The organism is Klebsiella sp. JN_Kp127 (assembly GCF_040062505.1).
Taxonomy (GTDB): domain Bacteria; phylum Pseudomonadota; class Gammaproteobacteria; order Enterobacterales; family Enterobacteriaceae; genus Klebsiella; species Klebsiella quasipneumoniae.
Genome location: NZ_JBEAHS010000036.1, coordinates 32,065 through 46,607, shown reverse-complemented (window position 1 = coordinate 46,607; position 14,543 = coordinate 32,065). Strand labels below are relative to the sequence as shown.

Annotated in this window: 14 protein-coding genes; 9 read left to right on the top strand and 5 right to left on the bottom strand. The window is 59.6% G+C overall.

What is annotated here, in order from left to right:
* Positions 1-82: 82 nt before the first annotated feature.
* Genes hslO through ABLV04_RS13210 form a run of 4 tightly spaced genes read right to left on the bottom strand, consistent with a single transcriptional unit; the run spans position 83 to position 4,257 of the window.
* Entirely contained in the window at positions 83-967 is an 885-nt protein-coding gene (gene hslO / locus ABLV04_RS13225) for an Hsp33 family molecular chaperone HslO (RefSeq protein ID WP_017899960.1), read from the bottom strand.
* Between the two features lie 18 nt (positions 968-985).
* Positions 986-1,387 (bottom strand): ribosome-associated heat shock protein Hsp15, encoded by a 402-nt coding sequence (gene hslR / locus ABLV04_RS13220; RefSeq protein ID WP_180266256.1) that lies wholly within the window; start codon positions 1,385-1,387, stop codon positions 986-988.
* Complete coding sequence (gene yrfG / locus ABLV04_RS13215; RefSeq protein WP_004202162.1) at positions 1,384-2,067, bottom strand: GMP/IMP nucleotidase; 684 nt, start codon at positions 2,065-2,067, stop codon at positions 1,384-1,386. Before yrfG ends, hslR begins: the two co-directional genes overlap by 4 nt.
* Positions 2,068-2,127: 60 nt before the next feature.
* Positions 2,128-4,257 carry an intracellular growth attenuator family protein gene (locus ABLV04_RS13210; RefSeq protein ID WP_023291200.1) on the bottom strand — a complete coding sequence of 710 codons (2,130 nt, stop codon included), beginning with the start codon at positions 4,255-4,257 and terminating at the stop codon, positions 2,128-2,130.
* Positions 4,258-4,577: 320 nt separating this feature from the next.
* Between ABLV04_RS13210 and nudE the strand changes: the two genes are divergently transcribed.
* The gene (gene nudE, locus ABLV04_RS13205) at positions 4,578-5,138 is read left to right on the top strand and encodes an ADP compounds hydrolase NudE (protein ID WP_032429005.1); all 561 of its coding nucleotides are present in this window, start codon (positions 4,578-4,580) and stop codon (positions 5,136-5,138) included.
* Positions 5,139-5,191: 53 nt separating this feature from the next.
* On the opposite strand, the gene mrcA is transcribed toward nudE, so the two are convergent.
* Entirely contained in the window at positions 5,192-7,750 is a 2,559-nt protein-coding gene (gene mrcA, locus ABLV04_RS13200) for a peptidoglycan glycosyltransferase/peptidoglycan DD-transpeptidase MrcA (RefSeq protein ID WP_101866328.1), read from the bottom strand.
* 118 nt (positions 7,751-7,868) lie between these two features.
* Here mrcA and ABLV04_RS13195 point away from each other — a divergent pair, with 118 nt between their 5' ends.
* The 8 genes from ABLV04_RS13195 to damX all read left to right on the top strand — a co-directional run bounded on the left by ABLV04_RS13195 (position 7,869) and on the right by damX (position 14,467).
* A complete protein-coding gene (locus ABLV04_RS13195; RefSeq protein WP_180264113.1) occupies positions 7,869-8,669 on the top strand; it encodes a pilus assembly protein in 801 nt (266 codons plus the stop codon).
* Positions 8,653-9,186, top strand: a complete 534-nt coding sequence (locus ABLV04_RS13190; protein WP_048298487.1) for a PilN domain-containing protein — start codon at positions 8,653-8,655, stop codon at positions 9,184-9,186. The genes ABLV04_RS13195 and ABLV04_RS13190 overlap by 17 nt, the downstream gene beginning before the upstream one ends.
* Positions 9,176-9,604, top strand: a complete 429-nt coding sequence (locus tag ABLV04_RS13185) for a hypothetical protein (protein WP_044524958.1) — start codon at positions 9,176-9,178, stop codon at positions 9,602-9,604. The genes ABLV04_RS13190 and ABLV04_RS13185 overlap by 11 nt, the downstream gene beginning before the upstream one ends.
* Positions 9,594-9,974, top strand: a complete 381-nt coding sequence (locus ABLV04_RS13180; protein WP_023291194.1) for a HofP DNA utilization family protein — start codon at positions 9,594-9,596, stop codon at positions 9,972-9,974. The genes ABLV04_RS13185 and ABLV04_RS13180 overlap by 11 nt, the downstream gene beginning before the upstream one ends.
* Positions 9,910-11,151 (top strand): DNA uptake porin HofQ, encoded by a 1,242-nt coding sequence (gene hofQ / locus ABLV04_RS13175; RefSeq protein WP_064154975.1) that lies wholly within the window; start codon positions 9,910-9,912, stop codon positions 11,149-11,151. The genes ABLV04_RS13180 and hofQ overlap by 65 nt, the downstream gene beginning before the upstream one ends.
* Positions 11,152-11,421: 270 nt before the next feature.
* Positions 11,422-11,943, top strand: coding sequence for a shikimate kinase AroK (aroK, locus tag ABLV04_RS13170; RefSeq protein WP_002920267.1), 522 nt, complete (start codon positions 11,422-11,424; stop codon positions 11,941-11,943).
* 55 nt (positions 11,944-11,998) lie between these two features.
* Complete coding sequence (gene aroB, locus ABLV04_RS13165) at positions 11,999-13,093, top strand: 3-dehydroquinate synthase (RefSeq protein ID WP_044524957.1); 1,095 nt, start codon at positions 11,999-12,001, stop codon at positions 13,091-13,093.
* Positions 13,094-13,177: 84 nt separating this feature from the next.
* Positions 13,178-14,467, top strand: coding sequence for a cell division protein DamX (gene damX, locus ABLV04_RS13160; protein ID WP_180266257.1), 1,290 nt, complete (start codon positions 13,178-13,180; stop codon positions 14,465-14,467).
* Positions 14,468-14,543 lie beyond the last annotated feature (76 nt).

Here is a 14,543-nt window from a genome sequence, read left to right as displayed (position 1 = left end):
CGATTCAACTCGTGAATAAATAAAAGTCAGGCACCGGGCGACAAACCACATCGCCGCCCGGCGCCTGAAGAAGAAGTGAGGATTAATGGACCTGCGGGTCGGCCGGAGAGGCGTTGTTACGGATCTCGGCGATGTCCATGGCGTTGAAGATATAGTGGTTACCGCAGTAGTCGCAGTGCATATCAATCTCGCCTTCGTCGGCAAGGATGCTATCTATTTCTTCGTCCGGCAGCGTCTTCAGCGCGCCGGCGCAGCGTTCGCGGGAGCAGGTGCACTTGAACTCCACGCTTTGCGGATCGTAGACCGTGACTTCTTCTTCATGGTACAGACGCCACAGCACATCGTTCGCCGGCAGGGTGAACAGCTCTTCCGCCTTGATGGTCTCGGTGAGCGTCGCCAGGTGTTCAAAGTCAGCAGTCTGGGCATCCTGGGCCGGCATCACCTGCAGCAGCATCCCGCCCGCCATCGGCTGGCCTTCATGTTCGCCGGTGCGGATGATAAGGCGCGTCGGCAGCTGCTCTGAACGCTGGAAGTAATCTTCCAGGCAGGCGGCCAGCGTATCGCCTTCCAGACCGACCACGCCCTGATAGCGCTCACCCTCTTCCGGGGAGATGGTAATGACCAGATAACCGTTGCCGACCATCGCTTTCAGATCCGCATCGTCCGCAATCTCGCCCTGCACGCGCGCGACGCCGCGCAGCTGCTGCTGGTTATTGCCGTTGATCACCGCCAGCTGTAAAGGCCCATCGCCCTGCAGCTGCACGGTAATGTCGCCGGCAAACTTCAGGGTCGCAGTCAGCAGACTGGTGGCGACCAGCAGCTCCGCCAGCACCGTTTTCACCGGCTGGGGATAAGTGTGATTCGCCAGAATCTGTTCCAGGGTTTCCGACACCGTCACCAGCTCGCCGCGCACGGCATAGTTTTCAAACAGATAACGATGTAATTGATCGTGTTGAGTCATAATCATCTCTCTTTCTGGCGCGAGTTACTCACTCTCGCCGTGTTTAAATCTCATCAGGTCGCGGCGCTCTTTCTTGTCCGGACGTCTGTCAGGGTGCGGCATGGTCAGGGCGTTCATTTTGCGCGCCAGGGCCATTTTTTCACGCTTCTCGATACTCTCCGCCGTCTCTTCATACAGGGTGACGGCTTCGCTTGCCGGGCGGCGCTGCTCGGTGATACCGACGATGCGCACCGTCCGCTCGTCGTTGCCCTGACGCAGCGTCAGCATGGCGTCCAGTTCGACGATTTTCCCTGGTTTGCTCCGTTGTCCGTTGTAATGCACCTTGCCGCCTTCAATCATCTCCCGCGCCAGCGCGCGGGTCTTGTAAAAGCGGGCGGCCCAAAGCCATTTATCCAGTCTGACGGTTTCGGCAGGCTTCTTTTTCATCGCCTCTCCTTCGGGGTAAGCGAAGGGATCAGTCGTCGGTAATCATTCAGCCCCGGATGGCGCAGATACTGCTTTTCCGCCAGCCCGGAGTCGGGATTGGTAATGCCCAGGCAGTAGCGAATGCCAAACTCCCTCGCGGCATCCAGAATCGCCTCGCTGTCGTCGACAAACAGCGTTTTATGCGCCTCAAGGCCGGTTTCCTCCGCCACGGCGCGCCACAGACGCTGATCCTCTTTCGGATAACCAAATGTGTGGGTGGAAAGTAATAAATCAAGGTGCGCATCCAGGCCGGTGTGTTTGAGTTTCACCGCCAGATTGTGGGGATGGGCATTGGTCAACAGAATACGTCGCTTACCGCTGGCCTTGAGCGCATCAAGGAACGGCACGGTATCCTCACGCAGCGTGGCGCGCGGACCCTGTTCGCTGGTCATCGCACAAATATCCAAACCCAGGCGCTCGCTCCAGTAATCCAGACAGTACCAGTTTAGCGTATGCTGCACGGCATGATACTCCTGGTGCATGGCCTCTTTCGCCTGTTGCAGATTGAGGCCGCGGGCGGCCCCCCAGGTTTCCGGCACCAGCGTTTGCCAGAAATAGTTATCGAAAGCGAGATCCAGGAGCGTGCCGTCCATATCCAGCAGAACGGTATCGACCTCCTGCCAGGCGATATCAAAATGCATGATGACTCTCCAGCGAGCGGGAAATGGGCGACAGGGTATCACACCCTGCCGCCGGGGAAATTAATCTTGCGGGTCAGACGAGGGGAGCAGCACCGGGTTCAGGCAGCTTTCGTAATATTTCTGAATTTCTTCCATACGCTGGCGATGGCGTTGATAACGACGCAGCGCCTGCACGCCGTGGTAAGCCATGCATCCCACCATCGACAGCAGCAGAAGAGTGATGCCCAGATAGCGCCACAGGCCGCTGCGGTCGGGAATGCGGTGCAGGTTGATATGCTGGGTGCCGTTGGCGTCAGTAAACAGATTGGTGACGATCCCTTCGGCGTGGAAGGGGGTATGCATCAGCATACCGGCCAGCCGCCGCAGTTCGCCCCATTGCTCATGCGCCGGGTAATCATACAGGCTTACCGCCGGCCACGGCTGATTGACCAGCACGCTGCCCTCGTCGCTGGCGATGAGGAAGCCGCCCGGGGCCGGGCTGTTGAGCGCCTGCGCCGCTCGCGAGGTTTCACGCATTACAAAGGGGGCGGTTGAGGTGGTCACCAGATTCTCCAGCGACTCGGCGCTGACTGGTCGCAGGAGCACGTTCACACCATCCAGTTTCCCGGCGGACGCGCGCTTGGTTAACGTCTCCCAGTTACGGGTATTGCCGAGATTAACCAGCGCGTTCTTCAGGCGCAGGCAATCATCGGCAGCCGAACAGAGATCGTTGGTTTTCTGAACGATATCGCCGAAATCATCCAGCAGCACCATGCCTGATTTTTGAATGGCGGAGCGCAGCGCCGGGCTGACGCGGGAGTCGTCGTCGGTTTCCGGGTGCAGCTGACGCTGGACGGACTCCATCAGGGCGGTCGCTTTGCTGACAATGTCAGACTCCGGCAGCGGCAGAGGAGGGGCATCGTTCCACACAATCTGCGAACAATCGAAAGGCAGGAACGGCGAATCCTCTTTGGCCGTCCAACTGCCCGGCGTGCGGATGTTGCACATCCCGGTACCGGTCAGGCGCAGCGTATCGCCAATGCGCACATGGGCCTTTTCCAGCTGGCTGACGGTCGTGGCTTCAATCGTCTGCGCCCCCTTCAGCCACGACAGGGTGAACTTAAACGGCATATTCAGCGGTACGCTGGCCCATAGCATGATCACCACCACAAGAGCGCCGGCGGCGATAATCGCGCTGCGCAGCCAGTACTGCAGCGGGAAATTTTTCACTTCATCATGAAGCGACAAGTAGCGTCCCTGACGGGCCACATGGCGGTTGAGATAGATATCAATATCGGTCTGCTGTCCGAGGTCCTGGGCGATCCAGGGCTGCCAGTGGCGCGGATAGATGAGATCGATAATGCCCAGCGAGATATTATTGATATGTTCCTGATCGTTTTCGCCGAACAGCCCCCAGCGCTTCGGGACGCCGCGCAGGCAGTGGATTTCGCGCAGCGCGGCGCGGCGCGGCGGGGCATAGATCCCCCACAGGCCGGCGGCGAGCAGCAGCAAACCGGCGGCTACCAGCCACGGGGTAAAGACGGCTGGCCCAATCAGGCTGAAATAAAAGAACAGGAAAGAGGCGACGATCAGGATCGCTTCCCGCAGACCGTCCGGGCGATTCAGGGCGTGCTCTTCCGGGCTTTCCCGCCGGATCTGCCGCAGCTCTACCTGTTCGCTCTCTTCGCCGCGAATCGAGGCCTGGGTGGCCGAGGCGCGTTCCAGAGCGTAGCTTTGCGCTTCCTGACGATAGTCGCTCAGGGTATGACCGTTAAGGGTGATAACCAGCGGCAGGCTGTCGGTGGGGATCAGCTCAACGCTGTTTTCATCGTTGATATGCTGTTCCCAGAACGGCGGCAGATGTACCTCCACCGAATCGAGAAAATAGCGCCATTTATTCGGCGCGTCGGTGGTGATCCCGTAGCGGGTGATGGCTCGCGTCAACCCATAGACGGTATCGCTCTGTTCGTTTAGCGCCAGAGCGACGGGCGCGCTGGTGGCGCCGGACGCGGGCACCTGCTGGGCGCGGCTCAGTTCGGCAAGATACTTTTCGATGGCCTGGCGCTCATCGGCAGGGAGCGGCCGCGTGGTGGCATCGCTAAAGGCGTGCAGTAGGGGGAGCCGGCGGCGTCTGGCGTGCGTGCGATACCACCATCCAATGAGCAATACGCAGATTAGCAGAGCTGTAAGGAATATCAGAAAGGTGCCCATGCCCATCCCATCATAGTTATATTTTTCTTACGAAATCGTCGGTGAACGTGAAGACTAACGTCAAGCTGCAGTGTTAGCGGCGCACCTGCTTGCAGGGTAGTGAATATGTCATGCAGCAGTGTATAAGCTTACCAAAAACGTTAAAGCGCAGAAATCGGTAAATTCTCAAACAGAATTCAAGCTATTGACTTTTTTATCTTTATTACTTTCACCTTTGCAGGGAAAAGGTTACAACTCTGTAAATAAGTGGCGATTTGGATTGCCGAAAGCGTGTTGCGTATCGCACAATGACTGCTTAATCACAGCATAGACCGATGACAATGAGCAAATCATTACAAAAACCCACCATTCTCAATGTTGAAACTGTCGCCCGTTCGCGCCTCTTTAATGTCGAAAGCGTCGATCTGGAATTCAGCAACGGTGTGCGTCGCGTTTATGAACGTATGCGGCCTTCCACCCGCGAAGCGGTAATGATTGTGCCGATTGTGGATGATCATATTATTTTGATTCGCGAGTATGCCGTCGGGACGGAATCCTACGAGCTGGGCTTCTCCAAAGGGCTGATTGATCCGGGTGAAACCGTGGATGAAGCGGCCAATCGCGAGCTGAAAGAAGAGGTTGGCTTCGGCGCCAATAAGCTGACGTTCCTGAAGAAGCTCAGTATGGCTCCCTCTTACTTCTCCAGCAAAATGAATATCCTGGTGGCGGAAGATCTCTATCCGGAGTCGCTGCCGGGCGATGAGCCCGAGCCGCTGCCGCAGGTGCGCTGGCCGCTGACGCAGCTGATGTCGCTGCTGGATGAAGAAGATTTTAACGAGGCCCGCAACGTCAGCGCGCTGTTTTTAGTGCGGGAATGGCTGCAGGCCCAGGGAAGACTCTGAACGAGCGTTCACGCTAAGCAGCAATAAAAAAGCGCCCGCAGGCGCTTTTTTTGTCAGAACAGCTCGTGGGTTTCACCGCCGCCGTCCGTCAAGGTGGTGCCCACCTCATGGACCGCCTGCTGCGTGGGCTGGGTACCCTCAATAAAGTATTCCGCCCGGCTGTTGCCCCCGTTCGCCAGCTGACCGGTGCTGCGATCGATATTCACCGTGACGATTCCCGGCGGCGGCGTTAACGGCTCTTCCGCAACGCCTTCCAGCACGCTCTTCATAAAGCTGTCCCAGGCCGGCTGGGCGCTTTTGGCGCCGCCTTCGTAGCCGGAGATCTGATCTTTAATCGCCCCTGATGCGGTGGTCCGGCCAAGATCGCGACGATGATCGTCAAAGCCGATCCAAACCGAGGTCACCACGCCCGGCCCGTAGCCTGAGAACCAGGCGTCCTTCGAGCTGTTGGTGGTTCCGGTTTTGCCGCCGATATCATGCCGCTGCAGATCCCGTCCGGCGCGCCAGCCGGTTCCCATCCAGCCCGGTTCGCCAAAGATGTTGCTGTTCAGCGCGCTCTTGATCAGGAAGGCCAGCGGGGTATTGATCACATGCGGCGCGTATTCCTGGGCGCCGCTCTGCGCCACCAGTGACTGATTGGCCTGCTCCAGCTGCGGCTGCGGCGGCACGTTGCCATTCTGCGGTTCCGTCGAGGTGGCGACATCTTCCACATCTTTGTTTTCCAGCACATTGGATTTTGGCGTATCGCCGTAAATCACCGGTAAATCACACTGCGGGCAGGCGATTTTCGGGCGCTCCTCGAAGAGGACCCCACCCTGATCATTCTCAATCTTACTGATAAAGAACGGGTTGACCAGGAAGCCGCCGTTGGCCATCACCGAATACCCGCGGGCGACCTGCAGAGGCGTAAAGGAGGCGGAGCCCAGCGCCAGCGATTCGGTGTGGACAATGTTTTGCGCCGGGAAACCAAAGCGCTGCAGATACTCGGCGGCATAGTCAACGCCCATGGCGCGCATGGCGCGCACCATTACCACGTTTTTCGACTGCCCCAGGCCCTGGCGTAAACGAATCGGACCGGCATACTGCGGCGGCGAGTTTTTCGGCCGCCAGTCGGAGCCGGCCCCGGCGTCCCAGCGCGAGATTGGCACATCGTTGAGCATGCTTGCCAGAGTTAAGCCTTTATCCATCGCAGCGGTGTAGAGGAACGGCTTGATGTTGGAGCCGACCTGGCGCAGCGCCTGGGTGGCGCGGTTAAACTTGCTCTGGTTAAAGTCAAACCCACCGACAAGGGCAATAATCGCGCCGTTTTGCGGGTTAATGGAGACCAGCGCCGAGTTGACGTCCGGGACCTGCGACAACCACCAGCTGTCACCCACTTTGCGAACCCAGATCTGCTGCCCGGCCTGCACGACGTCGTTGACTTTACGCGGAGTCGCTCCCTGCTGCGTATCGGAGATAAAGCGACGAGCCCAGCGCACGCCGTCCATCGTCAGTGAAACGGAGTCGCCGTTAGCCAACAGCGCGACGGCCTCCTGGGCAGTCGCGGAGGTGACCACCGCAGGAGAAAGCGGGCCTAAGCCAGGCTGGCGCTTCAGGGCGTCGACGATCTTTTTCGCCTCCCACGGCGTTTCGCCGACCTTCCACAGCACGCTGGCCGGGCCGCGGTAGCCGTGACGCATATCGTAATCCAGCACGTTATTGCGGACCGCCTGCTGGGCCGCCTGCTGGTTTTTGCGGGTAATCGTGGTGTACACCCGGTAGCCATCTTCATAGGCCTGCTCGCCATAGCGATTCACCATCTCCTGGCGCACCATTTCGCTCAGATAAGGCGCTGAGAAGGCGATTTTCGGCGCGTGGTAGCTGGCGTCGATGGGTTCGCTGCGCGCTTCATCGTATTGCGCCTGGGTGATGTACCCCTCGCTCAGCATACGCGACAGCACCACGTTGCGACGGGCTGTGGCGCGATCCATCGAATAGAGCGGGTTAAAGGTGGACGGGGCTTTCGGCAGACCGGCAATCACCGCCATTTCGCTGAGGGTCAGCTGGTCGATAGGTTTGCCAAAATAGACCTGCGCCGCGGCGCCGACGCCATAGGCGCGGTAGCCGAGGTAAATCTTGTTCAGATACAGCTCAAGGATTTCATCTTTGTTCAGCAGCTGCTCGATGCGGATGGCCAGAAAGGCCTCTTTAATCTTACGCATCAACGTCTTCTCGGGGCTGAGGAAGAAGTTACGCGCTAACTGCTGGGTGATGGTGCTGGCGCCCTGCGAGGCGTGGCCTGAGAACATCGCCACGCTGGCGGCGCGGAAAATACCCACCGGATCGACGCCGTGATGCTCATAGAAACGACTGTCTTCGGTGGCGATAAACGCTTTCACCAGCTCGGGGGGAATTTGCTGCAACGTTACAGGGATACGGCGCTTTTCGCCGTACTGCGCAATAAGCTCACCGTCGGCGCTATAGACCTGCATCGGGATCTGCAAACGCACATCCTTCAGGGTTGCGACGTCGGGGAGTTGCGGCTCTATGTATTTGTAGAGGCCAAAAATCGAGCCTGCTCCCAGCAGTACGCAACAGACTGCAAGGATCAATAGATACTTTACGAACTTCACCGGTGTTTTCCCATTTAGTTTTATTTGGGCAGTTTATAAACAAACGCGCGGTAGTATAAAGGCAAGCCAGGTGCATTGATATAGCCGGACAGTTTTGCCGGATAAGGAGATCGTAAGCATGGCTTTCAGAAACTGGCGGATCGGAATGCATATCCAACAGGATAGCATTGCCATTGTCGCGCTACTGCATGAGCGCTCACGCTGGGCACTGCGCCGCTGGTGGCGCATTCCGCTGCCGCCAGGTCTGGTGCGGCAGGGGATGGTGGAGGACGTTAGCGCCCTCGGCTCACGGCTGGCCGCCTGGCGGCGGGAGCTACCGGTGCAGCATCAGATCAGTATCGCCTTTCCCGCGGCTCGCACGCTGCAAAAACGCCTGCCTTATCCCCAGTTCGCCCTGCGAGAGCGGGAACAGGCGACGTGGATTGCCAGCGCCATGACCCAGCAGCTGGCGATGCCCGCCTCCTCTCTATGTATTGATTATGCGCCCACTTCGCGGGATGACGGCTGGCAGGTGACGGCGGCGCAGCGGCTGGATATCAATGTTCTGCGGGAGCTGGCAGGGCGGCTGCGGCTGCGGGTGGCGGCCATCGTACCGGATGCCAGCGCGCTCGGCGCCTTTTTCCCCTGGGTGACGGCAGCAGAGCAAGGCCTGGCGTGGCGGGATGAAAAGTACTGGCTATGGGCGACCCAGGAGGCCTGGGGCTGTGACGCCTGCGATGCGATAGGGTCCTTAAGCCAGCTGGCGGGGCAACTTCAGGTTCCTCTGCGCCTGTGTGCTGATGCGGGCGACGAGGCCAGTCGTTTTGATGTCTGGCAGGTGGTTCACCGCCGGCAGCCTCCGCTGCCAGCCGACGGCGATCGCTACGCCATTGCCCTTGGGCTGGCGCTGGGAGGCGGGCGCCATGACGCATGTCGTTAATCTTCTCCCCTGGCGTGACCTGCGTCGCCGCCAGCGCCTGCGCTACGCCCTGTTGTTAGCCACCGGTATCGTGCTGCTGGTGGGAACGACCCTGCAGGCGGGGCGAACAGCGGGTCTACAGCGCGACGCCCTGGCGAGGATCCACACGACAGCCGACGCAGCGTTGCTCGCCTCGCTCAAACAGCGCGAACAGGCGATGCGCGAGGCATGGCAGCAGCATCAACGCCAGCGCGAGCAGCGCCAGCGCAGATCGACGATCGCCGCCTGGCAACCCAGACTAATGGCGCTCGCGGCAGGCCTGCCCGCTCAGGCATGGCTGACGCGGCTGGAGTACCAGGGGGCGCGCCTGACGCTGGATGGTCTGGCCCTCAACCTGCAGGCGCTGGCCCGGGTGGAGGCTGCTCTGGCCAGCGTCGCGGGATTCGCGCCGGCTAAAGCCGGCGGAACGCAGCGCGACGCCGAGGGGCGCTGGCGGTTCAGTTTTACCCTGTCGGGAGCGCGCACCGATGCGGATTAACACCCGGCGCACCCGGGCGGGGCTGTTGATCCTGCTCGCGATGGGGCTGATGGGGGGCGGCGTGGCGCTCTGGCGCGATGCCCCCCAGCCGCTGGCGGCGCTGTCCCGCGATGGCGCTCTGCAAACGCAGTGGCGGCGGATCATGGCGCTGCGCATCCCCGCCGGTGAAAGTTCCGGGGAACGCATCGACAAGCAGCCGTTCTCGCCCATCGCCATTCCGCTCGCCGGCGCGAAGCTAATCGCCTGGCATCCGCAGGGGAGCGGCGGTGAGATGGCGCTGACTCTCTCCTGGCCGACGGTACCCGCCCTGTTCTCATGGCTGGCGCGCTGCGGGATGAACCCGCGTTCGTTCTCGCTGGAGCGCGAGGGGCAGGCGCTGCGCATGCGGCTGCAGCTGGAGGCGGAAGATGGGCGGTAAATGCTGGATTTTGCTGTGGTTGCCGCTGTCGCTGCTGGCGGCCGGGCGCGATCCTTTCCTGCCGGTTGAAGATCCTTGCCGCACGGCGCAGCTGTCGCAATGGCGCTATGGCGGCGCGGCCGGCGATGGCGCAGGCTGGACGGGGTTTTTGCAGGATGGAAGCGGCATGTGGCGACGGGTACGCCTGGATGAGCAATTGCCCACGGGCTGGCGGGTGAGTCGGCTGACGGCCGGCGAGCTGGACATCGTCACGCCTCCGGGATGTGAACCGCCAGCGTGGCGCTGGCAACGTGAAGGAAAACAAGATGATGCGATGGATAAGCCTGCTGCTTCTGCTGCTACCGCTGGCGGTGGTCGCCGCGCGAAATGACAAGCCGGTTTCGCTGGTCGTTGACGACGCGCCAGTGGCCCAGGTGCTGCAAGCCCTGGCCGAAATGAACCATAAGAACCTCGTTGTCGCACCGGACGTCAGCGGCACGCTCTCCCTGCGCCTGCAGAAGGTCCCCTGGACCCAGGCGCTGCGGGCAGTGGCGGATAGCGCAGGCCTCTCTTTGCAACAGCAGGGGACGGTCATCTACGCGCATACGCAGGCCTGGCAAAAAGCCAATCTGGCGCAGCGCGAAGCTGAACAGGCGAAACGTCTGCAGAACCTGCCGCTGCTGGCGGAGAGCGTGACGCTGCACTATGCCGATGCCGAGGAGCTGGCTAAAAGCGGCGGTAAGTTGCTTAGCGCCCGGGGCAACCTGATGGCGGACAAGCGGACCAATCGGCTGCTGATCCGCGATGATGCGCGGCATCTGCCGGCGCTGAAGGCCTGGGCGCAGGAGATGGATCTGCCGGTCGGACAGGTGGAGCTGGCCGCCCATATCGTGTCGATGAGCGAAACCAGCCTGCGTGAACTGGGGGTGAAGTGGCGGCTGGCGGAGGCTGAAAGCACCCCGGGATCCGGGCACATCACCACCCTAAGCAGCGATGTGTCGGTCAACGATGCCAGCACCCGCGCAGGCTTTAACATCGGCAAAATTAACGGGCGCTTGCTTGAGCTGGAGCTTTCCGCGCTGGAGCGCAAGCAGCAGGTCGAGATTATCGCCAGTCCTCGTTTGCTCGCCTCCCATATGCAGCCCGCCAGCATCAAGCAGGGGAGCGAGATCCCCTATCAGGTCTCCAGCGGTGAAAGCGGCGCCACGTCGGTGGAGTTTAAAGAGGCGGTGCTGGGCATGGAGGTGACGCCGACGGTGCTGCAGAAGGGGAGAGTGCGGTTGAAGCTGCGAATAAGCGAGAACACGCCAGGCCAGGTGCTGAAGCAGGATAACGGCGAGGCGCTGGCCATTGATAAACAGGAGATCGAGACCTTGGTGGAAGTCCGCAGCGGCGAGACCCTGGCATTGGGCGGCATCTTTTCGCAGAAAAACAAAACCGCCCGCGACAGCGTCCCGCTGCTTGGCGATATCCCGGTGCTAGGGCGTCTGTTTCGCCGCGACGGGAAAGATAATGAACGCCGTGAACTGGTTGTCTTTATTACGCCACGGATTCTGGCAGTACGTTAAGCAGGTTTTTCATGCTAAACACGTTTCAGGTGTTTGACGTGAGGACGGATTTAGCATACAAGGGGTACCGATTTGAGAGTCGGGTACGACATCAATCCTCCCTTTATTGTCCGGCGATTTTATTCAGTTGCCAAACCAGCCGGAGTATTGAGATAATTTTTAGTCTGACTCTCGCTCTATTGCATATGAGGTTTCAGTTCATGCCCTGCGGCGCTGGGTGTCTGCGAAGCGGGTTTATCATTAACGAATAGTCTTAGTAGTACCGAAAAAATGGCAGAGAAACGCAATATCTTTCTGGTTGGGCCTATGGGTGCCGGCAAAAGCACTATTGGGCGCCAGTTAGCCCAACAGCTCAACATGGAATTTTACGATTCTGATCAAGAGATTGAGAAACGCACTGGCGCTGATGTGGGCTGGGTCTTCGATGTTGAAGGCGAAGAAGGCTTCCGCGACCGTGAAGAAAAAATTATCAATGAGTTGACGGAAAAACAGGGGATTGTGCTGGCGACTGGCGGCGGCTCTGTAAAATCCCGTGAAACGCGTAACCGTCTCTCCGCCCGCGGCGTGGTGGTCTACCTGGAAACAACGATCGAGAAGCAGTTGGCCCGTACGCAGCGCGATAAAAAGCGTCCTTTGCTACAAGTCGATGCGCCGCCTCGTGAAGTACTGGAAGCGCTGGCTGACGAGCGTAACCCGCTGTATGAAGAGATCGCCGATGTGACTATCCGCACAGACGATCAGAGTGCGAAAGTCGTCGCGAACCAGATTATTCATATGCTGGAAAGCAACTGATTCTGGCTTAATAAAAGTGCGTCAGAGTAAAAGTCATTGAGGTGGATGTCGCGTTATGGAGAGGCTTACTGTTACCCTCGGGGAACGTAGTTACCCGATTACCATCGCGGCTGGTTTGTTTAACGATCCAGCTTCCTTCCTGCCACTCAAGTCGGGCGACCAGGCTATGCTGGTCACCAACGAAACGCTGGCGCCGCTTTATCTGGATACCGTCCGCTCTGCGCTGGAGCAGGCAGGGGTCAACGTTGACAGCGTGATCCTGCCCGACGGCGAGCAGTATAAAAGCCTGGCGGTGATGGATACCGTATTTACCGCGCTGTTACAAAAACCCCATGGCCGCGACACCACGCTGGTGGCGCTCGGCGGCGGTGTTATCGGTGATTTAACCGGTTTCGCCGCGGCAAGCTATCAGCGCGGCGTGCGTTTTATTCAGGTCCCTACCACCTTGCTGTCGCAGGTCGACTCGTCGGTCGGCGGCAAAACCGCAGTAAACCACCCTCTCGGCAAAAACATGATTGGCGCCTTCTGGCAGCCGGTTTCCGTGGTGGTTGATCTTAACTGTCTGAAGACGCTTCCGAAGCGCGAACTCGCTTCCGGACTGGCTGAGGTCATCAAGTATGGGGTGATCCTCGACGGCGCATTCTTCAGCTGGCTGGAAAACAACATTGATGCCCTGCTGGCGCTGGATGAAAAGGCCATGGCGTACTGCATTCGCCGTTGCTGTGAGCTGAAAGCGGAAGTTGTGGCTGCCGACGAGCGTGAAACCGGGTTACGTGCTTTACTCAATCTTGGACATACCTTCGGCCATGCTATCGAGGCGGAAATGGGCTACGGTAACTGGCTGCACGGCGAAGCGGTGGCGGCAGGTATGGTGATGGCGGCGCATACGTCCGAGCGGCTGGGGCAGTTCCGCGCGCAGGATACTCAGCGCCTTATCGATCTGCTCAAGCGTGCAGGCTTACCGGTACGCGGCCCGCAGGAAATGAGTGCGCAGGCGTATTTGCCCCATATGATGCGCGATAAGAAAGTACTGGCTGGCGAAATGCGGCTGGTGCTCCCGCTCGCAATAGGAAGCAGCGAGCTGCGCGGCGGAGTGCCGCATGATGTGGTTCTTGGCGCGATTGCTGATACTCAGCAGGCGCAACAATAAGAAGGTCTGGCCGCGTTCGCGCGGCGTTATCATTTCGGGTGATGTGCAATAATCGTGAGCATAAGCCTTTTAGTGGGGTGTTAAATGGATGATTTCAAACCAGAAGACGATATGAAAGCCGATCGCAACGATCGTCGTGCTGGTCGTTCCCGTCAGTCTTCCGAGCGTGATGCCGATCCGCAGATCAATTTTGACGATGTCGATCTTGATGCCGATGAAGGCCGTCCGACGCGCGCCGGCAAGGCCCGTCGTGAGCGTGACGAGGAAGAGTTCGAAGAAGAACTGGATGCGGAAGACGAGGAGATGCTCGAAGAGCAGCCTGTAGAGCGTCGTCCGCGTAAGCGTAAAAAAGCGCCGGCGAAACCCGCTTCCCGCCAGTACATCATGATGGGCGTGGGGATTCTGGTGCTGTTGCTGTTAATCGTAGGTATCGGTTCCGCGCTGAAATCGCCATCTTCGTCCAGCCAGCAGACCGCTTCCGGCGAGAAGAGCATTAATCTGTCTGACGACCAGTCCGCCAGCACGCCAGCTGCCGGCCAGGATCAGACAGCCGCCAATACCACCACACAGCAGGACGTCACGGTACCGCCTATTGCCGCGAACCCGACCCAGGGCCAGGCAGCGGCAGAACCGCAGGGCCAGCAGCGTGTTGAAGTTCAGGGCGATCTGAATAACGCGCTGACCCAGCAGCAGGGCCAGCTGGACGGCGCCGTAGCTAACTCGACGCTGCCAACTGAACCGGCAACCGTCGCGCCGATCCGTAATGGCGGCAGTGGCGCCGCGGCGCCGCGCCAGACGACCGAACGTCAGACGGCGGCAACGCCGCGTCCGGCCGAGCGTAAGCACACCGTCATCGAAGCGAAGCCGCAGCCGAAACCACAGGCGGTGGCGAAAGCGCCGGTAGAAACGAAACCGGTCCAGCCGAAGCATGTTGAAAGCGCGGCCACTACCGCTCCGGCGAAAACGACCGTCAGCGAAAGTAAACCGGCAGCCACCGCGCAGAGCAAACCAGCCACGACCGCGACGACCGCAGCGCCAGCCGCAACGGCAGCCGCGGCAGCGCCGGCGGCGAAGAGCGGTAAAACGGCAGGTGACGTCAGCTCGATGAAATCTGCGCCGTCGGGTAACTATACCCTGCAGCTCAGCAGCTCCTCTAACTATGAAAACCTGAATAACTGGGCGAAGAAAGAGAAGCTGGACAGATATGTTGTCTATGAAACGTCGCGTAACGGCCAACCGTGGTACGTGCTGGTGAGCGGTATCTATTCATCGAAAGATGAAGCGAAACGCGCGGTCACCTCGCTGCCGCCGGACGTGCAGGCGAAAAATCCATGGGCAAAACCACTGCATCAGGTTCAGGCTGATCTGAAATAATGCCGTGGGGTAGTCTTAAGCGCAGGATGCTGTCGGAGCTTTCTCCACAGCCGGAGAATGTGTAATTAGTTAGGCA